Below are 21,667 nucleotides of genomic sequence, written 5' to 3' on the forward strand. Positions count from 1 at the left end.
GCTGCGGATTGACTTCGTTTAGTTCCGGCTGCCGTCCCTCTGACGCAGCAATACCGGCAAGGTAATGGTCGCGAGCAACAGCCCGCCGACCAGAATGGTCATGATGATGCCCGGCACATTGGCCATGCCCAGGGCATAGGTCAGCGTGCCCAGCGTGAGTGCCGCGAGCATGACGCCGGCGATGGTGCCGGTGCCGCCTGCGATGCTGACGCCACCGAGGATCGCCATGGTGATCGCCTCCAGCTCCCAGCCCAGCGCGATGTTCGGGCGGGTGCTGCCGATGCGGCCGGTCAGCAACACCGCAGCGAGGCCCGCCATGGCACCGGTCAGCACGAACAGCAGGAAGCGGTAGCGCGCCACCGGCACGCCGGTCATGCGCGCCGCCACCGGGTTGTGACCGATCGCGTACAGTTCGCGACCGAAAGCAGTGGCATGCAGCAGCAGGGCGAAGGCGATCGCCGCCACAACCAGCACCAGGAACTCGAGCGGGATCATGCCGAAGGCATAGCCCTGTCCCCAGTCCGCCAGCGCCTCCGGGTACTGCGTGATGGCTTTATCGCCCAGCGCTACCGAGGCGATGCCGCGGAACAGCGCCATGGTGCCGATGGTGACGACGATGGACGGAATACCCAGGCCCGTCACCAGCACGCCGTTGACCAGGCCGCAGGCCGCGCCTACGCCGATGCCCACCAGGGCCAGCACGCCGGCCGGCATTCCTGCGACATTGGCCAGGCCCATCGCCAACGAAGCCAGGGCCATGGTCGCGGCCACCGACAGGTCGATCTCGCGGCAAATGATCAGCAGAGCGATCGGCAGCGCGATCAAGGCCTTCTCGCTGAAGTTGAAAGTGCTGTCCGCGAGGTTGTAGGGATCGAGAAAATTGGGCAGCAACAAGCCGCTCCCCAGGAACACCCCAAAAAAAAGCAGGAGCAACAAGCTCTCCCAGCGGCGCAGCAGCGCGCTCAACTGGAACGGCCGGCGATCGGCGATCTGGTAGCGGTTCATGCCAAGACACCGGAATGGCTGGCGGGCAGGATGTGCTTCTCCATCACCTTGCTGCTACGGGAGTTGACGATCACGGCCACCAGGATGGCGATGCCGGTCACGGCGCCTTGCCAGAACGGCGAAACCTTGATCACCGGCAGCGCGTTGTTGATCAACCCGATGAACAGCGCACCGAGCACGGCACCAGCCACGGTGCCAGTGCCGCCGGCAATGCTGATACCGCCGATCACGCAACCTGCCACCACCGTCAGTTCGAAGCCGTAGGCGATCTCGGTGTAGGCGATCGCGTACTTGGCCACCCAGAGGTAGCCGCAGAAGCCGGCCACCATGCCCGAGATTGCATAGGCCAGCAGCAGGCGCCGCGTCACCGGCACACCGGCGAACTGCGCGGCACTGGGATTGCTGCCGATAGCGTACAGATCGCGGCCGAAGCGGGTGTAGCGCATGAGGATCATCCAGGCGCAGACCGCTACGACGGCAAACCACACCAGGTGCGTCAACCCCATCACCCGCGCCAGCGGGAAGGACACGAAGGCAGGGCTCATCTCCGAAGTGATCCAGTCGCCGCCGGACAGCAGGAAGATTCCGCCGCGGAACACGCTCATGGTGCCCAGGGTGATGACGATCGGCGGCAGCCTCAGCCAGCCGATCAGAAGGCCGTTGAGCGCACCGAGCAGCAAGCCAATGACCAGTGCCACGCCGATCAGTGCATAAACCGGCAGCACCGGCAACGCAGCGTTGATCGAGGCTACGATCATGCCGGTCAGCGCCAGGTTGGAGGCTACGGAAAGATCGATGCCACGCGTCACGATGACCGACATCTGCGCCAGTACCAGCATCACCAGGATCGCGGAGTCGGTCAGCATGCTGTCGAAGCTGCTACTACTGATGAAGCCGGGCGCGCGCAGGCCGATCACACCGATCATGAGGACGGTCAGCAGCGCCAGCTGGGTTTCGCGCTGCAGGAACAGGGCTTTGAGCTTCATGCGCTGACCCCCGCCGCCGCCGCGACAACCTTGTCCGAGCTGGCCTCGGCGCGGGAGAAACTGCCGCTGATGCGGCCTCGGTTCATGACCACGATGCGATCCGACATGCCGATGACTTCGGGAAGTTCCGAGGAAATCAGAATCACGGCGAGGCCCTGCTGTACCAGTTCGTCCATGAAATGATGCACCGCCGATTTGGAACCGATGTCGATGCCCTTGGTCGGCTCGTCGAGGATGACGATGCGCGGCGAGGTCGCCAGCCACTTGGCCAGTACAACCTTCTGCTGGTTTCCGCCGGAGAGTTCGACCACCTTCTGGTCGTAGTGGGCGGCCTTGAGTTCCAGGCGCTCGGTGTAGCGGCGCGCGACCTCCAATTCCTTTCCGTGGCGGCCCAGCAGCCAGGCACCGATGCGCGGCAGCAGCGGCAGCGTCACGTTGTGCAGGATCGACATATCCATGCAGGCACCCTGCTGGCGGCGGTCCTCCGGTACATAGGCGATGCCGGCAGCGATAGCGTCGCGCGGGTTGCCCACGCGGGTTGCCTCGCCGTTCACGGTGATCGTACCGGCCGAGACCGCGTTGAGGCCAAACACCGCCTGCATCACCTCGGAGCGGCCGGAGCCTACCAGGCCGTAGAATCCGAGAATCTCGCCGCTGCGCACTGAGAAACCGATGCCGTCGAACAGCGTCGGGTGGCACAGGTTCTCCACCTGAATCATCACCGGACCCAGCTGAGTCGGCGTGCGCGGAAACACCTGGGTGATGGTGCGGCCGACCATCATCGAAATCAGCTGCTGCTCCGTGGTGTCCTTCAGCCGACCTTCGCCCACGTACTCGCCGTCGCGCAGCACAACGTAGCGGTCGGCCACCGCCATGATCTCGTCGAACTTGTGCGAGATGAAGATCACCGCCTTGCCCGCAGCCTTCAGCTGCGCGATCAGACGGTACAGTTCGCGGATTTCATGCTGCGATAGCGCCGCTGTCGGCTCGTCAAGGATCACCACACGGGCGTCCTGCGACAGGGCGCGCGCGATCTCGACGAAATGCTGTTGCGCCACCGACAGGTCCTTGACCCTGGTGCGCACGTCCAGGCGCACCTCCAGGCGGTCGAACAGCGCCTGCGCCTCGATGTTCATGCGCACCCAGTCGAGCAGGCCGAAGCGGTTCTTCAAGTGACGGCCGACATAGATGTTCTCGGCGACCGTCAGCTCATCGAACATCACGGGCTCCTGATGGACCGCGACAATGCCCGCGCGGATCGCCGCCTGCGGACTCAGGAATTGCACGCGCTTGCCCATCAGGCGCAGCTGGCCGGCATCGGGGCGGTAGATTCCGGTCAGAATCTTGACCAGCGTCGATTTGCCGGCTCCGTTTTCGCCGATCAGCGCCAGCACTTCACCGGCGTGAACACTGAGCTTGACGTCCTTGAGCGCATGCACGCCGGCAAATTGCTTGCCCAGCTGCTGGGCCACCAGCAGCGGCGGCGCAGTCGAGACGGCGCCCGTCGCACCGAACGCCGCCGGGGCCGGGCCTCCTGCAGCCTCGGCGGCGGGACGCAGCGGAGCTGCATCCCTGGCTGCCGTGGCATCGGGGCGAACCGGAATCTTCGTGGACAACATGAAAGGAGGGCTCCGTCCGATCAGAAGATCGTGGCGAATTTCTTGATGTTGCCGGAGTCGAAGGTGAAGGGCTCGGACATCACCGCTTCCTTGCGCGGACCGATCATGATGCCCCCCATGCGGCCGGCCGGAATTTTCTCTCCGAGATTGCCCTTGGCATTACCGGTGACCAGTTGGTAAGCCATCCAGGTGGCGGTATAGCCCAGGTCCACGGGGTTCCAGATCGCGAAGCTCTTCACCGAGCCGTTGGCCACGTGCCGCTCCAGTTCGGAGGGCAGGCCCAGGCCGGTCACGTAGACCTTGCCGATCTTCTTTTCGTCCGCCACGGCCTTGGCGGCGGCAGTAATGCCCACCGCGGTCGGAGCCACGATCACCTTGAGGTTGGTATGGCTGCGCAGCAGGCCGATGGCCTCGCGGTAGCTCTTGTCGGTCTGGTCATCGCCGTAGACCGTGGCCACCAGCTTGAGCTTGCTGTATTGCGATGTAGCCAGCGCCTTCTTCAGCTCGCCGATCCACAAGTTTTGATTAGTGGCCTGGGCAGTGGCCGACAGCACTGCGATGTCGCCAGTGCCGCCGGCCGCATCGGAGGCCAAGGCGGCGAGCTTGGTGCCGACCAGCGCGCTGTCCGAGGGATTGAGCTGAATTGCGCGGCCGCCCTCGGCGATTCCGCTATCGAAAGACACGACCTTGATGCCGCGCTGCATGGCGCGCTTGGCGATCGGCACCAGGGCATCCGGATCGTTGGCGGATATAACGATGGCACTGACCTTCTGGGCAATCAGCGAGTTGATGATCTCGATCTGGCCCTCGGCCGTCGGGGTCGTCGGGCCGGTCAGCGTCACGTTGACGTTGCCCATCTCCTTGGCCGCTTCCTTGGCGCCGTCATAGGCCGCGAGGAAGAACTTGTTGCCGCTGCTCTTCACCACCATCGCGATCTTGATCGGATCGGCGGCGAACACCGTACCAGCCTGCAGGCCGACGCCCAGCACCACGCCTGCGGCAAACAGAACCTTGCTTAGTTTTCTCAACACCCCTCTCCTTTTCGCACTTGCAGCTTGTTGTTGGCTATGACTGCCACTTGTGCGGAACACGTTAGGAGTCGGGCGATGGGGGTGTCAATTTAGTTTGAATCAACATGATGATCAAAGTTGATTCAATCACGATATTGATTGATTGAAGCAGAGAAAAATTGTCCGGAGCCAGAAAAACTGCACCTGCTCTGCGCAGTCCAGGTAAAGCGACTCGCCGTTTTCTCTCGTGATGCGATGGGCACTTTGTAGCTGCAGTGCCGCAACGAATCGCATACTGATCACATAACTGATCGTTACTGGTTAAATCAAGTGCTCATGTGACTGATTAATACCTGATCGACTCCTATTCTCCGCGCCATACGGAGGAGAAAATGGATAACGATCAACGCCGCAAGCTGCTGATCAAGGTGCTTGCAGACAAGCAGCGCCTGAGCGTGGAACAACTCGTTGGCATGCTGCACGCCTCACCCGCCACCGTCCGGCGCGACATTTCCTGGCTGTCCGGCAGGGGGCTGCTACAGCGTACCCGCGGCGGCGCCGAGCATCGCGCCTCGGAGCATCACCACGCCCTGGCCGGCGAAACCTTCCAGCAGAACCTCGGCGTGCATAGCGCAGAGAAGCGCGCCATCGCGCGCTACGCCGCCGGCATGTGCCAGAACGGCGAGACCATCATCATCAACGGCGGCACCACCACGTTCATGATGGTCGAGTTCCTTATCAACCTGCGCATGACCATCGTCACCAACTCCTTCCTGATGGCGGAGCAGTTGCTGCGCCACAGCGAGAACGAGATCATCATCCCCGGCGGCCACATCTACCGCGATCAAAACGTGATTCTGAGTCCGTTCGAAAGCGACGTTATTCAGCACCACTACGCCAGCCGCATGTTCATGGGCGCCGCTGCACTGTCACCGATGGGCGTGCTCGAATGGGAGCCGCTACTGGTACAAGCCGAGAAACGCCTGCTGACTCAGGCCAACGAACTGGTCGTGCTGGCCGACAGCTCCAAGCTCAGCGTCAAGCGCGCCAGCCTGATCCTCTGCGGGCTGGACCGCATCTACCAGTTGATCACTGACACTGGCCTCGGCGACGCTGCGGCGCAGATGCTTGAACGCGCTGGCGTCAAGGTCGTTGCGGTCACGCCCGACACGGCCTGATCAGGCGCAATCAGTGGCAGCGCGTCCCCCTTCACTTCACACCAGGCACAGGTCTTCATGGCGGCACTGGCAGTACTAGACATCGGCAAGACCAACGCGAAGCTCGTCGTGCTCGATGGGCAGGGCCGATGCCTCGCCGAGCGCCGGCGCCCCAACCGCGTGCTCGACGCCCCACCCTTTCCGCACTACGACATTGACGGGTTGTGGACCTGGCTGCTCGACGAACTGGCTGCCGCGGCGAAGCAATACCGCATCACTCGCCTGGTGACCACTACGCACGGCGCTTGTGCCGCCCTGGTGGATGAGGCCGGACTGGTGCTGCCGGTGCTGGACTACGAGTACCGCGGGCCTGAAGAGATTGCGACGGACTACCCGCGTGACGCAGCGGAATTCGCTCTCAGCGGCTCCCCCGCCTTACCCGCAGGCCTCAACCTCGGCCGCCAGCTGTTCTGGTTGCGGCAGCGCTTTCCAGAGGAATTCGCGCGGGCGCGTCACATCCTGATGTACCCTCAGTACTGGGCCTGGCGGCTTTGCGGCTTTGTGGCCGGGGAGGTCGCCTCCCTGGGTTGCCACACCGACCTCTGGCATCCGGGCCACGCCCGGTATTCCGGGCTGACCACCGCGCAGGGCTGGGACCGCTTGATGCCGCCGCTGCGCCCGGCCTGGGAAGCGCTGGGGCGCATCCTCCCGCAGATCGCCTTGGGCACCGGACTGCCGCCGGACTGCGAAGTTATCAGCGGAATCCACGACAGCAACGCATCGCTGCTGCCGCACCTGGCCAGCCGCGACGCGGGCCAACGCTTCACCGTGGTCTCCACCGGCACCTGGGTGATCGCAGCCGCCATCGGCGCGCCTCTGCAACGCCTGAACGAGCAGCGCGACATGCTCGCCAATGTCGACGCCCGCGGCACGCCGGTCGCCTGTGCGCGCTTCATGGGCGGCCGCGAGTTCGAGACGCTGAACAGGGGCGGTGCGCGCGACTGTGCGGATTCAGATATCGATGAGGCCCTGCGTGCCGGGGTACTGGCCCTGCCCGCCTTCGCCGAGACCGGCGGGCCCTTCATGGGTAAGCCCGGCCGCATCGAAGGCTCATTGCCCGAAGGCGCCGGTGCTGCATATGCCCTCGCCAGCCTCTATTGCGCACTGCTCACCGACCACTGCCTCGACGCACTGGGCTCGGAGGGCGATATCGTGGTGGAAGGCAGCTTCATTGCCAACCGTCACTACCTGGGCCTGCTGGCCGCGCTGCGGCCTGCGCAAGCGGTACACGTATCTGCCGACGCTGCAGGCACTGTCGGCGGTGCACGCATCCTCGCCGACTGGGGCCAGGCGCATGCGCCGTCGACGCATGCGGTGAAGCCACTAACGCATCCCCTGCTCGAAGGCTACCGCGTCCGCTGGAGCGAGCGTGCCCGGCAAAACTAGTTGCGCGGCGGCTGCGGCGGGCGCAGATCGCGCCGGCCCTGGCGCAGCTCCAGGTCGTTGAGCCGCACCCGCACGAAGTACATGTGCTGTCCCGCGGCGGCCGCTGCCCGAGGCGGGTCACCCCCAAGAATCGCTTCCATCACTTCGCGGTGCTGCGCGCGCAACTGGCGCGCGGTCTGCGTGTCGGGCGTGAGACCCGCGATGCTCAGCTGCACGTGCTCGTAGAGCAACTTCAGCAGCGACATCAACAGATAGGAAAAGATCGGGTTGTGCGCCGCATCGGCGATGGCGCGATGGCGACGTCCCCCCGATTTTGAGTAGCGCTGGCATTTGGAGTCCAATCCACCACAACGGGAGATTGCAATGATCTTCATTGCATGAGCGACCAAATATCGTGGGCCAAACCGTGAGCCAGCCAATTTCAGAAACGAAAAAGCCCCTGATATCAGGGGCTTGTCGTAACTATTGGCGGAGAGGGAGGGATTCGAACCCCCGGTACGCTATGAACGTACGCCTGATTTCGAGTCAGGTACATTAAACCACTCTGCCACCTCTCCAAAAGGGGCTTAGAGCCCTGATTTTCGCATGATTTCCTGCGAAAATCGGGGACCCTGTGCTAGCGTTCGGACCAAGGCCAGACGCCGCGAAGGCGCGAATTCTAAATGAACCCAGCCGAAACGCATACTCCTCCATCGATTTTGCGCCGGATCCTGACCTGGGCCGGGGTGGGGCTGGTCGTGGGCGGCTACCTGGGGCTGTCCACCTGCTCCCCCCCGTTGACCGCCATGGAGCAGATGCAGCGGCTGGGGACCCTGCGGGTGGCCATGACCAACAGCCCCACCACCTACTACGTCAGCGGCGACGGCGAAACCGGCTACGAATACGACCTGGCCAAGGCCCTGGCGGACCAGCTGAAGGTGAAGCTGGAGGTGGTGCTGGCCGAATCCGCCCCGCAGGCCATCGAGATGGTGCGCAGCGGCCGGGTGCACTTTGCCGCCGCCGCGGTCACCGTCAGCGAGAGCCGCGAGCAGCTGGTGCGCTTCACCCCGCCGGTGCAGAAGGTGGTGCCGCAGCTGGTCTACCGCATGGGTTCGCCCAAGCCCAAGGACCTGGGCGCACTGCGCGGCCAGCTCAGCGTGGCCAGGGACAGCGTCCACGCCGAGCGCCTGCTGCAACTGCAGAAATCGGTCTTCCCCGCCCTGGTGTTCGACCAGGTGGCCGACCAGTCGACCGAAGACCTGCTTTACATGGTGGCCAACGAGCAGCTGACCTATACCGTCGCCAATTCCGACCTGCTGGCCATCAACCAGCGCTATTACCCCAACCTGCGCGTCGCCTTCCCCATCGCCGTGTCGGAAGACATCGCCTGGGCCTTCCCGCTGGGCAGCGACGACAGTCTCTTCGCCGCCGTACGCGACTACCTGCGCAATATCGACCGCGACGAGCTGGCGCGCATCCGCGAGCGCCACTTTGGCCATATCGAGCAGGTCAACGCCTTTGGCGCCCTGACGCTGGCCATGCATTCCGAAACGCGCCTGCCCACCTACCGCAAGCACTTCGAGGAATGGGCCGCCAAGTCCGGCCTGGACTGGCGCCTGGTGGCCGCGATGGGCTACCAGGAGTCGCAGTGGAACCCTCACGCCGTCAGCCCTACCGGCGTGCGCGGCCTGATGCAGCTCACCACCGGCACCGCCGCCCTGATGCGCGTCGCCAACCGCGAGGATCCCATCCAGAGCATCCGCGGCGGCGCCGGCTACTTCCGCATGCTGATGGACCAGCTGCCCGAGGAGATCAAGCAGCCCGACCGCACCTGGCTGGCCCTGGCCGCCTACAACCTTGGCATCGGCCACGTGCTCGACGCCCGCATCCTGACCAAGAGGAATGGCGGCAATCCCAACCACTGGATCGACGTGCGCGCCTCGCTGCCGCTGCTGACCAAGCCGCGCTGGTACAGCCAGACCCGCTACGGCTATGCCCGCGGCTACGAGGGCATGACCTACGTCGGCAACATCCGCACCTACTACGACATGCTGGCCTTCCTGACCGGCGAGCCGACGATCGACGAGAAAGCCCCGGAGCCCGAGGCACCGGTGCAGCAGAAGGATCCGCTCAACATCAATTCGCCGCTGTTGTAGCCGAAACATCAGCTCCCCTCGCCCGCTTGCGGGAGAGGGGCTGGGGGAGAGGGTTTCTGTAGATATCGATCCTTGGCAGTCCGAGCAAGAGTTACAGAAACCCTCTCCCGGCCTTCGGCCACCCTCTCCCGCAAGCGGGCGAGGGAAACAGCGACCTAGTCGTCCTGAATATCCTGCCCGGGAAACAGCTCCTCGTTGAACCCGAACTTCCTGAAATCCCGCACCCGCATCGGATACAGGATCCCGTCCAGGTGATCGCACTCGTGCTGCACCACGCGCGCATGGAAGCCCGACACGCTGCGGTCGATCGGCTGGCCTTCCAGGTCAATCCCCTGGTAGCGCAGGCGCGCGTGGCGCGGCACCACGCCGCGCAGGCCGGGCACCGACAGGCAGCCCTCCCAGCCGTCCTCCATCTCGTCGGACAGCGGCGTCAGCACCGGATTGATCAGAATCGTTTCCGGCACGGGCTCGGCCTGCGGGTAGCGCGGGCTGGCCTGGAAGCCGAAGATCACCACGCGCAGGTCCACGCCGATCTGCGGCGCCGCCAGGCCCGCGCCGTTGAGCGCGCGCATGGTGTCGAACATGTCCGCCACCAGCTCTCGCAGCTCCGGCGTGCCGAAGGCCGTCACCGGCTGCGCCACGCGCAGCAGGCGCGGGTCGCCCATGCGCAGCACCGGGCGGATCATTTGGCGGGCGGCGCGTCGGGCAGGCGCAGCCGCTCCACGATCTCGCCCTTCTGGATATGCCGCTCGATGATCTCGTCCACGTCTTCCTCGTCGACGTAGGTGTACCAGACGCCCTGCGGGTAAACCACGATGCAGGGGCCCTCCTCGCAGCGCTCCAGGCAGCCCGCCATGTTGACGCGGACCTGGCCCGGCGCCGCCAGGCCCAGCTTCTTGATCTGCTTCTTGGCGTAGTCGCGCACGCGGGTGGCGCCCTTGTCGTTGCAGCAGGTGCGCTCGCCCGGCGCGCGCTGGTTGCAGCAGAAGAAGACGTGGTGCTCGTAGTAACTCATGGGATCGCTGGCTCCGGCTCGCGGCTGGGCACAGTTTACCGCCTACTTCTCTTTCCCGAAGGCATAGCTCAGGTTCACCGCCGTGAAGGTATCGGTCTTCTCGGTGCCGGCCGGCACCTCGCTGTTGTTGCGCACCGTGTAGTTCAGGCCCGCCGCCAGGTTGCCCACCACCGACAGCTTCAGCTCGGTGACCGACTCGGTGAAGGTGTTGTCGCCGCCCGACTCGATCTTCAGGCTCTGGATGAAGCGGCTGGTCTCCGACAGCTTCCACTGGTACTTGCCGAAGGCGCGGCCGATGGCGTCGTCCTCGCGCGTGCGGGCCAGGTCGTTGTTCTCCAGCTGGCGCGCACCGGCGCCGATCTCGGCATCCAGCAGGTGCACCGGCCCGGTCAGGATGTGGCGGCCGTAGCCCACCGTCTCCGAGGTGCGCCGGCGCACGCCACCAAACAGGTCCTTCTCCCACTCCACCGCGCCGAAGACGTAGTCGCGCTCGGAAAAGCCCCAGTCGAGCTTGTCGCCCACGGTGTAGCGTTCGGCGGTGCTGCCCTCGTCGTCGGAAGAGGCGTTGATCGCCGAAGCAGTGAAGGAGTTCTTCCAGGGACCGCTGACGTAGTCCAGCAACAGCTTGCCGTTGAGCGAAGTGGTGTCGCTGTTGCCGCTGGTGCCGAGGTATCCCAGGCCCACCTCACCGGACCAGGGGGCGGCCTGCACGGCCAGGGGCGCCAGCGAAAGGGCAAGAAGGGCGATGCTGCGGTTCATCCGGTTTTCCTTATTTTGGTGGCGTTCAAACGCCTATCATGTGACATGGCCGCTCCCTTCCCGATCGCCGATGCCGACCTGTGCGTGAAGTGCGGCCTGTGCCTGCCCCACTGCCCGACCTATGGGCTGACGCAGCACGAGGGCGACTCGCCGCGAGGGCGCATCGCCCTGATGCAGGGGCTGGCGCTGGGCAGCATTCCGCTCACGCCGAAGATGGAACTCCACCTCGACGGCTGCCTCGGCTGCCGCTCTTGCGAGTCGGTCTGCCCGGCGAAAGTTCCCTATGGCCGCCTGATCGATGCCGGTCGCGCCGCGCTCAACACGCAGCATCCCGCGCGCACGCGCCTGCCGCGGCTGATCGGCGCCGTGCTGACGCGGCGCGAGCTGCGCCGTGCAGCGGGCCTGGCGCTGTGGCTCTACCAGGCCAGCGGCCTGCAGGGCCTGCTGCAGCGCTGGCGCCTGCTCGGCCACGGCCGGCTGGCACGGCTGGACTCGCTGCTGCCGCCGATGGCCGCCCTGCCCTTCAGTGCCCGTGGCGCGGGCGCGGACGGCCCCGCCGATGCCGCACTGTTCACCGGCTGCGTCAGCGACCTGGCCGACGGCGACACCCTGGCCGCCGCGCAGCGCCTGCTGCAGCGCCTGGGCCTGCGCGTCGCGGTGCCGGCCGACCAGGGCTGCTGCGGCGCCCTGCATCAGCATGCGGGCCTGACAGAGGAGGCGCGTGCCTGCATGCAGCGCAATGCCGCAGCCTTCGACGGCTACGCCGCCGTGCTCGGCACGGCCAGCGGCTGCAGCGCCACGCTGCTGGACGCGCCGGACCTGCTGGGCCAGGCGCAGGGCGGCGCACTGCGCGCCCGCGTGCAGGACATCCATGCCTACCTGCTGCGGCGCTGGCCCGCGGGACTGCAGCCGCAGCCCCTGCGCGCACGCGTGGCGATCCACGAGCCCTGCACCCAGCGCAACGTCACCGGCGGCGGCGACGCCGTGCGTGCGCTGCTGCGACTGATCCCGGGAATCGAATTGATGGAACTGGATCGGCGCCAGGCCTGCTGCGGCGCCGCCGGCAGCCATTTCATCACGCATGCGGAAGACGCCGACCGCCTGCTACAGCCGAAACTGGAAGCGTCGCGGGCATTGCAGCCGGACTACATCGTGAGCAGCAACATCGGCTGCTCGCTGCACCTGGCGGCGGGCCTGCGCCGCGCCGGCCTCAAGGGGCCGGAGGTACTACATCCGCTGGCGTTGCTGGATCGCCAGCTCGGGCCAGGCGCGCCTCCAGGCGCAGCATGATCAGCTCCGCCAGCTCGCTCTGGATGTACTCGCGCAGGCGCTGCTCCTCGGCTTCCTTGGCCAGCACCTGCTGCGGCTGGAAGCTGTAGTCGCGCGAGGCCGTGAGCGCGTCGGGCGGCAGCAGCGCACGGCCGTTGCTGATCACCTCGTAGCGCACCGAACTCACCAGCAGGTACTCGATCGCCTTGCCGTCGCTGCCGACCGACAGCACCTCGCGCCGGTCCTTGAACTCGCTCAGGCGGATGATGGTCCTGGCCTTGTCCTGCTCGCCCGCCACCTCGGCACCGCGGCGGCGCAGGCCGGCGCGCAGCGCGGCCTCCACCGGCGGCTCCGACACCTGGTAGGGACGCACGCTGTCGATGTAGACCGAGGCCAGCGCCGGCGGCAGCGGCCGCTTGCCGGCCAGGTGGAAGCCGCAGGCCGTCAGCAGCAGGGCTGCACACAACACGACCAAGCGATCCATCCGGAGCATATTCAGTCCCGTATCAGACGACGAAATTGACCAGCTTGCGCGGCACTACGATCTGCTTCCTGATCGTCTGCCCGTCGGTGAATTTGCGCACGTTCTCGTCCGCCAGCGCAACCGCGATGATCTCTTCCTGCGTCGCCGAGGCCGGCACCTCGATGTTGCCGCGCAGCTTGCCGTTGACCTGCACCACCAGGGCGATGCTGTCACGCACCAGGGCGTCGGCATCGGTCTGCGGCCAGCGCTGCGCCAGCAGGTCGTCGCGGCCGGTCAGGGCCTGCCACAGCGCATGGGCAATATGCGGCACCACCGGGTTGAGCATCAGCGCCACGCTCTGCCAGACCTCCTGCGACACGGCGCGGCCCTGGGCCGAGGCGTCGTCCAGGCGCAGCGCCTCGTTCATCAGCTCCATCACCGCCGCGATGGCGGTGTTGAAGGTCTTGCGGCGGCCGTAGTCGTCGGCGACCTTGCCGATGGTCTCGTGCAGCTTGCGTCGCAGCGCCTTCTGCGGCGCCGTCAGTGCCGACTTGTCCAGCTCGCCGGCCGGGCCGCCCTGCACATGCAGCTGCACTGCGCGCCACAGGCGCTTGAGGAAGCGTGCCGCGCCTTCCACGCCGTCGTCGCGCCATTCCAGCGACTGTTCCGGCGGCGCCGCGAACATGGCGAACAGGCGCGCGGTGTCGGCGCCGTACAGGTCCACCAGGGCCTGCGGGTCCACGCCGTTGTTCTTCGACTTGGACATCTTCTCGGTGTTGCCGATGATCACCGGCTGGCCGTCGGCGCGAAGGGTCGCCCTGACCAGCTGCCCCTTGGCGTCCAGCTCCAGATCCAGATCGTCAGGGCTGTACCAGATCTTCTTTGCCGGGTCCTCCGGGTGTATCCGGTAGAACGTCTCCTTGGTCACCATGCCCTGCGTCAGCAGGTTGGTGAAGGGCTCGTCGCTGGCCACCATGCCCTCGTCGCGCATCAGCTTGTGGAAGAAGCGCGCGTACAGCAGGTGCAGGATGGCGTGCTCGATGCCGCCGATGTACTGGTCCACCGGCAGCCAGTAGTTGGCACGCTCGTCCAGCATCTGCCTGTCGTTGTCCGGGCCGGTATAGCGGGCGAAGTACCAGCTCGACTCGAAGAAGGTGTCGAAGGTATCGGTCTCGCGCTCCGCCGGGCCGCCGCAGGACGGGCAGCTGGTCTTGCGCCATTCCGGGTCGGCCTTGATCGGCGACTTCACGCCGGTGAAGGCCACGTCCTCGGGCAGCACCACCGGCAGTTGGTCCTCCGGCACCGGCACCGCCTCGCACTTCGGGCAGTAGATCACCGGGATCGGGCAGCCCCAGTAACGCTGGCGCGAAACGCCCCAGTCACGCAGGCGGAAGTTGACGCGCAGGCGGCCGTTGCCGTTCTTCTCGAAGCGCGCGGCGATGGCGTCGAAGGCGGCCTTGAAATCCAGGCCGTCGAACTCGCCGGAGTTCAGCAGCAGGCCATGCTCGGTGTAGGCCGCCTGCGCCACGTCGATGGCGGAGCCATCGGCCGGGCGGATCACCTGCCTGATCGGCAGGCCGTACTTGGTGGCGAACTCGTGGTCACGCTCGTCGTGACCCGGCACCGCCATCACCGCGCCGGTGCCGTAGCCCATCAGCACGAAGTTGGCGGCCCACACCGGCACCGGGGCGCCGCTGATCGGGTGGGTCACGGAAATGCCCAGCGGCATGCCGCGCTTTTCCATGGTCTCGATGTCGGCCTCGGCCACACCGCTGCGGCCACAGCCCTTGAGAAACTCGGCCAGTTCGGCATTGCCCGCCGCAGCGCGCTGCGCCAGCGGGTGCTCGGCCGCCACCGCCACGTAGGTCACGCCCATCAGCGTGTCCGGGCGCGTGGTGTAGACCGTCAGCGGCTCACCGCCCTCGACGGCGAACTGCAGCTCCAGGCCCTCGGAGCGGCCGATCCAGTTGCGCTGCATGGTCTTGACCGCTTCCGGCCAGCCGGACAGCTGGTCCAGGTCGTCCAGCAGTTCCTGGGCATAGCCGGTGATCTTCAGGAACCACTGCGGGATCTCGCGGCGCTCCACCAGCGCGCCGGAACGCCAGCCGCGGCCGTCCACCACCTGCTCGTTGGCCAGCACGGTCTGCTCGACCGGGTCCCAGTTCACCACCGCGTTCTTGCGGTAGGCCAGGCCCTTCTTCAGCAGGCGCGTGAACAGCAACTGCTCCCAGCGGTAGTAGTCCGGCCGGCAGGTCGCCAGCTCGCGCGACCAGTCGTAGGCAAAACCCAGCCTCTTGAGCTGGACCTTCATGTAGTCGATGTTGGAATACGTCCACTTCGCCGGCTGCGTGTTGTTGGCAATGGCCGCGTTCTCGGCCGGCAGGCCGAAGGCGTCGAAACCCATCGGCTGCAGCACGTTCTTGCCCAGCATGCGCTGGTAGCGGCTGATCACGTCGCCGATCGTGTAGTTGCGCACGTGCCCCATGTGCAGCTTGCCCGAGGGGTACGGGAACATCGAAAGGCAGTAGTACTTCTCGCGCCCCGGCTCCTCCTTCACCTCGAAGGACTTGTGCTCGGCCCAGAACGCCTGGGCGGCGCTTTCGATATCGGCGGCGGAATACTGCTCTTGCATCGTCGGCAGGGCTGTGGACAAAAGGGGCGCGTAGTCTAGCAGCCCCCCGGCGCGGGCCGCTGCCCGGCTGCCCCCCTTGCGAGGCCACCGCGCCGGGCCGATCACGCCGGCCCGGCGCCACCCCGTACCTAGCTGCCGTTCGCCGTCAGGAAGCGCAGCGGCGGCGACTCCAGCAGGGGGATATCGCCGTAACGCAGCAGCATCAGCGTCATGCCGCTCGGCCCGTCGGTCTTCAGGACCCCCAACAGGCATTCCGCCAGCAGCACCTGGGCCTCGGACGCGGTCGGCGGAGTAGCCGCCAGCAGGCGCTGGCTGATCGCCACCGTGGCGGTCCAGTCCCGCGCCGCCTGGGCCTGCAGCAGGCCCAGCCAGTCGCGTTGCCGCGGGGTGAGCGCCGAGTCGCAGCCGGAGCGCCGGACCTGGTCGGCAATCGCCTTGCCCACCTGCGCAGGCAGGTAGGGGCCATACAGGCGCACCACCGACCTCACGGCCGGCAGCCAGCTGAGCTCAAGGTCCATCGCTTCACAGCGGCGCCCTTCCAGGTCCAGGTCGTTGAGGATGCTCACGACATTGCCATGCATGCCGGGCAACAATGTCCGCCGCCCTGGCTGGGCGTAGTAGCGGGCGATCAGTTCCGCCTGAACCATCGCGTCGCTGAACCAGAGCCGGTCTACGGCGTTGAGTCCCGGGCCCGGTGGCCGACGATCCTCCAGTCGCATGGTGTAGGGCTGCAGATCGGAAATCTCCACCGCCGAACGGCGCATGAAGCGCCGCGATGCGGCGTTCTGGTCCAGCACCGGGAAATAGTCGGAGTTGGGCTGGTAGCCGAAGGAGGCGAAGTAGGGAGCCAGCGTGGCCTGTGACCCCAGCCGGCGCTGCTCAATGTCGGCCAGCGTACGGATATTGATGCCCTTGAGCAGTTCCATGACGCCAGGCTCCTGCATCACCCAGTCATTGAGTTCCGGCACTGCCCCATCCTTGCTGGCCACGATCAGCATGTCGCCGTCGTTGGTGTAGTAGGCGCGGTAATCCTGGAATTCCGCTCCCAGCGCGTTGAATACCGTGGACAGCAGCCGCACGTCCGTCTCGTAGAGCTGCAGCCACTGCACGAACAGGCCCTTGGGACGTATGTAGGTCTTGACCTGCCGGTAGAACTCCTCAGAGAACAGGGTCGAAACGCCGCTGACCCAGGGATTGCTGGGTTCCGACATCACGATGTCGTACTGCCGGCGATTGCGCGCGAAATAGGTCTTGGCGTCCTCGATATGGATATGGCTGCGCGGGTCGGTATACGCCAGCTTCACGCTGTCCCCGAACTGGCGGGCGCCTTCCACCATCGCCGGCTCGATCTCCACCGTGTCCACGCGCTCCAGGCGCGAGCTGGACAGCAGCGTGTGGGTGGTCCTGCCGGAACCCATGCCGATCACGCCCACCGTCTTGGCCTCCGGCAGCATCGCCAGCGGTACCACGCCCAGCAGCACCATCGTGCTGTCGTCCGGCGACGGCCGGCCCTTGGCACCGATCGCCGCGTCGACCTTGCCGTTGGTTGCAATGGACATGCTGCCGTCCCTGTGCCGCTGCACATCGACCGTTGCGGTCTTGCCGTCACGCAGGAAGATCACATCGCCCGTGACGCGGGTTTCGCCGGAGCGGAAGACGCCGGAAACCGTCGTGCGCGGATCCAGCCGCACCGTCAGCACCAGCCCCAGCGCCAGCAGCAGCGCCCCTGCCAGCGCCAGGCGCGGCTGGCGCCCGAACGGCCCGCCGGCTCGCAGCAGCAGCCACGCACCCAGCCCCAGGTCCACCAGCGCACCACCCATCACCACCCAGCGCAGCCCGGCCAGCGGCATCAACACATGAACGCCAAGCAGTACGCCCGCGATCGCGCCCACCGTGTTGGCCGCATAAACCCGGCCGATGCTGCCTTCGCCATGGCCGGCCCGCAGCAGGGCCGCCGTGATCAGCGGCAGCGTCATGCCGGCGCAGATGGTCACCGGCAGCATCAAGGCCAGGCACAGCGCATGAGAGAACAGCATGAACCCGGCATAGCCCTCCTCGGTCGGAGACAAGGCCCTGAAGGCGATCCCCATGGCATCGAAGGTCTTCAGGTACAGCGGCAGGCTCAGCAGGGCCAGCAGTGCCATCGCCACCTGGATCCAGCCCAGCAGCTTGAGGGGCTCGACGGCGGTGTCGATGCGCTTGCGGATATAGAAGCTGCCCAGCGACAGGCCGAGGATGAAGGCCGACAGCATCAGCTCGAAGGAATGCGTGGCCGAGCCCAGCACCAGGCTCAGCATGCGGATCCAGCCGATCTCGTAGAGGAAGGACGCGGCGCCGGTCAGCAGGGCCGTCAGCAGCATCGCCGGGACCGCGACGCCGCCGCTGCCGGCGGCAGCCCTTTCGCCCGCCAGGACGCGCGGCGGCGGCGGTGTCGAGCGCTCTGCCACGTACACGGTCAGGGCCAGGGCGAAATTGACCAGGCCAGCCGTCAGGATCGTGCCGGGCAGGCCGACCGCGTCGATCAGGTAGAAGCCGCTGGCCAGCACGCCGATCGCCGCACCCAGGCTGTTGGTGAAATACAGCCAGCTCAGCGACTGGCCCGGTGTGCCGGGATGCGCCCGCAGCAGGCCGGCGCTCATCAGCGGAAAGGTCGCGCCCAGCAGGATCGCCTGGGGCAGCGTCATCAGGGTGGCCGCCCCCCATTTCACCAGGTCGATGGTCCAGCCCGCTTCCAACCCGGGGATGACACTGTCGAACAGCCAGCCCGACATCTGGCGGAACACGAGGTCGAACAGCAGGGCAGCGACGCCCAGCAAGCCTTCCGCGCCCGCGTACCACAGCAGCGGCCGCGCGACGCCCTGCGACCAGCGCCCCGCCAGGAAGGAGCCGATCGCCATGCCTCCCATGAAGATCACCAGCACCAGCGTCTGCGCATACGCCGCATGACCCAGCATCAGCTTCAGGTAGTGCGACCAGATCGACTCGTAGATCAAGCCGGCGAAGCCCGAAAGGGCAAACAGCGCATAGAACCAGCCGCGCGGAATGGGCCCTGAGATGCCAGGAAGTTTCATGAATCTCTCTTTTAGGAATGTCGGCTGCAGCCGCCGATCGACGGCAGGCCAGTCGAGATGGCGGGCCGAAGCGGCCGGCCATCCCAATCGGCCCTTACTGCCCGTTTGAAATCAGGTAACGCAGGGGGACCGCCTTGAGCGGCACGTCGCTGTACATCAGCGACAGCATCGCCACGCCCTCGGGCCCCTCGGTCTTGAGTACCGCGAGCAGGGCTTCGGCGAGCAGCAGCTGTGCCTCGGGCGAGGCAGAGCCGGCCGCGGCCAGCAAACGCTTGGCCACGTCCGCCGTCGCCTCCCAGTCCCTGGCGGTCTGCGCCTGCAGCAGAGACAGCCAGTCCTGCATCGTCTCGTCCAACGCCTTTTCGCAGCCCGCGCGCTTCACATCATCCGCGATGGCACGGCCAGTCCTGGCCGACAGATAGGGCCCGTAGCGCCGCACCGTCGCCTTGATCGCCGTCAGCCAGTTGCGTACCAGCAGTTCATGGTCGCAGTTCCGCCCTTCCATTCGCAGGTCGTCCAGCAGGTTCATGACCACGTCGTCCATCGCAGGCAGCATCTTACGCGGGCCGGCCTGGGCATAGTACTGATCGATCAGATGCCCCTGGACAATGGCTGAACTGAAGTCGAGAGACCCCACCGTATCCTCCGGCACACCCGTCATCGTATGGCCCTCCAGGCGCGAACTGAATGGCGGCAGCTCTGCAAGCTCCTCTGCGTTGGCGCGCATGAAGCGCCGTGATGCAGCGTTCTGATCCAGGATCGGGAAGAAATCGGAATTGGCGGGATAGCCATATGAAGCAAAGAAGGGCTCCAGGGTCTTTCGCGAGCCCACCAGCCGCTGCTCGAAATCGGCCATGCTCTTCAGGTTGAGTGACTTCAGCAACGCCGCTACGCCAGGCTCGCTGAATATGCTTGCACCGATCGCTGGCACCGCACCCTCCGGGCTCGCCACGATGAGCATGTCGCCACTGTTGGTGTAATAGACGCGATAGTCCGCGAACTCCGCACCCAGTGCATTGAAGACCGTAGACAGCAGCGGAATATCGGTTTCGTACAACTGCAGCCATTGCACGAAAAGGCCACCCGGCCGGATGTACCGCTTTATCTGCCGGTAGAACTCCTCGGAGAACAAGGTCGAGACGCCGCTTACCCATGGGTTGCTCGGCTCCGACAGCACGATGTCGTACTGATGCCGGTTGCGCGCAAAGAAAGTCTTCGCATCCTCGATATGGATACGGCTACGTGAATCCTCGAAGGTGCGCTTCACGAAATCGCCGAACTGGCGCGCACCCTCCACCATCACGGGCTCGATCTCCACCGTATCGACATATTCCAGCCGAGGATTCGACAGCAACGTGTGCGTCGTGCGACCGGAGCCCATGCCGATGACGCCTACCGTCCTGGCATCCGGCTTCATGGCCATCGGCAGAGCGCCGATCAGGATCATCGTGTAGTCGTCCGGCGAGGGCCAGCCCTTGGTCGCGATGGCCGCATCGGTCTTGCCATTGGTCGCGATGGCGATCAAGCCGCGCTTGTAGGACTGCACATCGACCGTCGCAGTCTTGCCGTCGCGGTGGAACACCACGTCGGCACTGGTACGCGCCTGGCCGCTGCGAAAGACACCGGACGTTGTCTTCGTCGGATCCAGTCGCACGGTCAGGACCAGCCCCAGAGCCAGCAGCAGCGCACCCGCCAGGGCATAGCGCTGCGGCCGGCTGGCCGGGCCCGCTGCCCGACGCAACAGCCAGAGTCCAAGGCCCAGGTCCACCAGGGCACCGCCCGACACCACCCAGCGCAGCCCCGCCAACGGCATGAGGAGGTGAACCGCGACCAGCACGCCCGCGATGGCACCCACCGTGTTGGCGGCGTAGACGCGCCCGATGCTGCCCTCGCCATGGCCCGCCCGCAGCAGCGCCGCCGTGATCAGTGGCAGCGTCATGCCGGCGCAGAACGTTACCGGGAGCATCAGCACCAGACAGATCGCATGGGAAAGCAGCATGAAACCGGTATAAGCCTGCTCGGTTCGCGCAAGTACCTTGAGCATCGCTGCCATGGCGTCGAAGGTCTGCATGTACAGCGGCAGGCTCAGCAGCGCCAGCACCGCCATCACCACCTGGATCCAGCCCAGAAGGCGCAGGGGATCCGTTGCGGCATCGATGCGCTTGCGAATGTAGAAGCTGCCCAGTGCCAGTCCCAGGATGAAGGCCGACAGCATCAGCTCGAAGGAATGGGTCGCCGAGCCGAGCACCAGGCTGAGCATGCGGATCCAGCCGATCTCGTACATGAAAGACGCAGCACCGGTCAGCATGGCTGTCATCAGCATGGCCGCCGCCGCGCCGCTTATGCCGGGCTCGGCCCGGGCCACCGGCCGGGGCGGCGGCGCCGTGCTGCGCTCCGCCACGTAGACGATGATCGCCACCAGGAAATTGACCAGGCCTGCCGCCAGGATCGTGCCGGGCAACCCCACCTTGTTCACCAGGTAGAAGCCACTGGTCAGCACGCCGATGGACGCCCCCAGGCTATTGGTGAAATAGAGCCAACTCAGCGCCTGGCCCGGCACCGCCGGATGCGCGCGCAGCAACCCGGCGCTCATCAGGGGAAAGGTGGCGCCCAGCATGATGGCCTGCGGCAGCGTGATCAGCGCCGCACTGCCCCACTTCACCACATCGATGGTCCAGCCGGCGTCCAGGCCCGGGATGACGCTGTCGAACAGCCAGCCCGACATCTCCCGGAACAGGACATCGAACAGCAACGCCGCGACTCCAAGCAGACCCTCGACACCGGCATACCACAGCAATGGCCGGGCAAGCCGGGTGGACCACCGCCCCGCAAGCCAGGAGCCGATCGCCATGCCGCCCATGAATATCACCAGGACCAGTGTCTGGGCATACGCCGCATGACCCAGCATCAGCTTCAGGTAATGCGACCAGATCGACTCATATATAAGGCCGGCGAAACCGGAAAGCGCGAACAGGGCGTAAAACCAGCCGCGCGGAATCGGCCTGGCGATATGCAGAATTCTCATCAAAATCCCTAGATTTGCTTATTGGATTGTCGCCGGAGATGGGACCTGTGATGCCGGCGACTCATGATGGCATCA

General features: G+C 65.9%; 16 protein-coding genes and 1 tRNA gene. 4 read left to right on the plus strand and 13 right to left on the minus strand.

The features are described 5' to 3' along the window. Window positions 1-18: 18 nt before the first annotated feature. The 4 genes from D0B54_RS18790 to rhaS are packed head-to-tail and all read right to left on the minus strand — an operon-like array spanning window position 19 to window position 4,638. Window positions 19-1,005 (minus strand): ABC transporter permease, encoded by a 987-nt coding sequence (locus D0B54_RS18790; RefSeq protein WP_117293064.1) that lies wholly within the window; start codon window positions 1,003-1,005, stop codon window positions 19-21. Further along, window positions 1,002-1,991: an ABC transporter permease gene (locus D0B54_RS18795; protein ID WP_117293066.1), complete on the minus strand. Its 990-nt coding sequence runs from the start codon at window positions 1,989-1,991 to the stop codon at window positions 1,002-1,004. The genes D0B54_RS18790 and D0B54_RS18795 overlap by 4 nt, the downstream gene beginning before the upstream one ends. Then, window positions 1,988-3,610, minus strand: a complete 1,623-nt coding sequence (locus tag D0B54_RS18800; RefSeq protein ID WP_117293068.1) for a sugar ABC transporter ATP-binding protein — start codon at window positions 3,608-3,610, stop codon at window positions 1,988-1,990. Before D0B54_RS18800 ends, D0B54_RS18795 begins: the two co-directional genes overlap by 4 nt. A gap of 20 nt (window positions 3,611-3,630) precedes the next feature. Continuing rightward, the gene (gene rhaS, locus D0B54_RS18805; RefSeq protein WP_205527177.1) at window positions 3,631-4,638 is read right to left on the minus strand and encodes a rhamnose ABC transporter substrate-binding protein; all 1,008 of its coding nucleotides are present in this window, start codon (window positions 4,636-4,638) and stop codon (window positions 3,631-3,633) included. Window positions 4,639-5,012: 374 nt separating this feature from the next. Between rhaS and D0B54_RS18810 the strand changes: the two genes are divergently transcribed. Then, a complete protein-coding gene (locus tag D0B54_RS18810) occupies window positions 5,013-5,798 on the plus strand; it encodes a DeoR/GlpR family DNA-binding transcription regulator (RefSeq protein ID WP_117293070.1) in 786 nt (261 codons plus the stop codon). Window positions 5,799-5,855: 57 nt separating this feature from the next. Further along, window positions 5,856-7,223, plus strand: a complete 1,368-nt coding sequence (locus D0B54_RS18815) for an FGGY-family carbohydrate kinase (RefSeq protein ID WP_117293072.1) — start codon at window positions 5,856-5,858, stop codon at window positions 7,221-7,223. On the opposite strand, the gene D0B54_RS18820 is transcribed toward D0B54_RS18815, so the two are convergent. Next, window positions 7,220-7,564: an FCD domain-containing protein gene (locus D0B54_RS18820; RefSeq protein ID WP_240433464.1), complete on the minus strand. Its 345-nt coding sequence runs from the start codon at window positions 7,562-7,564 to the stop codon at window positions 7,220-7,222. The two genes, D0B54_RS18815 and D0B54_RS18820, sit on opposite strands and share 4 nt — an antisense overlap. Before the next feature lie 125 nt (window positions 7,565-7,689). After that, window positions 7,690-7,780, minus strand: a tRNA-Ser gene (locus tag D0B54_RS18825). A 105-nt stretch (window positions 7,781-7,885) separates the two neighbouring features. Here D0B54_RS18825 and mltF point away from each other — a divergent pair. After that, window positions 7,886-9,358: a membrane-bound lytic murein transglycosylase MltF gene (gene mltF, locus D0B54_RS18830; protein ID WP_117293074.1), complete on the plus strand. Its 1,473-nt coding sequence runs from the start codon at window positions 7,886-7,888 to the stop codon at window positions 9,356-9,358. Between the two features lie 155 nt (window positions 9,359-9,513). Here the strand turns inward: mltF and def are convergent, their stop codons facing one another. From def to D0B54_RS18845, 3 genes are read right to left on the minus strand one after another with little or no spacing between them, the layout of a single operon-like run. Then, the gene (gene def / locus D0B54_RS18835) at window positions 9,514-10,044 is read right to left on the minus strand and encodes a peptide deformylase (RefSeq protein WP_117293076.1); all 531 of its coding nucleotides are present in this window, start codon (window positions 10,042-10,044) and stop codon (window positions 9,514-9,516) included. After that, window positions 10,041-10,373: a (2Fe-2S) ferredoxin domain-containing protein gene (locus tag D0B54_RS18840; RefSeq protein ID WP_117293078.1), complete on the minus strand. Its 333-nt coding sequence runs from the start codon at window positions 10,371-10,373 to the stop codon at window positions 10,041-10,043. Before D0B54_RS18840 ends, def begins: the two co-directional genes overlap by 4 nt. Before the next feature lie 42 nt (window positions 10,374-10,415). Next, window positions 10,416-11,132 (minus strand): DUF481 domain-containing protein, encoded by a 717-nt coding sequence (locus D0B54_RS18845; protein ID WP_117293080.1) that lies wholly within the window; start codon window positions 11,130-11,132, stop codon window positions 10,416-10,418. Between the two features lie 45 nt (window positions 11,133-11,177). On the opposite strand from D0B54_RS18845, the gene D0B54_RS18850 reads away from it, so the two are divergent. Continuing rightward, complete coding sequence (locus D0B54_RS18850) at window positions 11,178-12,422, plus strand: (Fe-S)-binding protein (protein WP_117293082.1); 1,245 nt, start codon at window positions 11,178-11,180, stop codon at window positions 12,420-12,422. Here D0B54_RS18850 and D0B54_RS18855 read toward each other — a convergent pair. The 4 genes from D0B54_RS18855 to D0B54_RS18870 form a co-directional block, all read right to left on the minus strand. Beyond that, window positions 12,343-12,885: an LPS-assembly lipoprotein LptE gene (locus tag D0B54_RS18855; RefSeq protein ID WP_162932561.1), complete on the minus strand. Its 543-nt coding sequence runs from the start codon at window positions 12,883-12,885 to the stop codon at window positions 12,343-12,345. The two genes, D0B54_RS18850 and D0B54_RS18855, sit on opposite strands and share 80 nt — an antisense overlap. A 22-nt stretch (window positions 12,886-12,907) precedes the next feature. After that, on the minus strand, window positions 12,908-15,496 hold the full coding sequence (gene leuS, locus D0B54_RS18860) for a leucine--tRNA ligase (RefSeq protein WP_117293086.1): 2,589 nt from the start codon (window positions 15,494-15,496) through the stop codon (window positions 12,908-12,910). A gap of 128 nt (window positions 15,497-15,624) precedes the next feature. Continuing rightward, on the minus strand, window positions 15,625-18,567 hold the full coding sequence (locus tag D0B54_RS18865) for a spermidine synthase (RefSeq protein ID WP_117293088.1): 2,943 nt from the start codon (window positions 18,565-18,567) through the stop codon (window positions 15,625-15,627). A 94-nt stretch (window positions 18,568-18,661) separates the two neighbouring features. Further along, window positions 18,662-21,592, minus strand: a complete 2,931-nt coding sequence (locus D0B54_RS18870) for a spermidine synthase (RefSeq protein ID WP_117293090.1) — start codon at window positions 21,590-21,592, stop codon at window positions 18,662-18,664. Window positions 21,593-21,667: the final 75 nt, after the last annotated feature.

Origin of the sequence: Solimonas sp. K1W22B-7, from assembly GCF_003428335.1 — a bacterium.
Lineage (GTDB): Bacteria > Pseudomonadota > Gammaproteobacteria > Nevskiales > Nevskiaceae > Solimonas_A.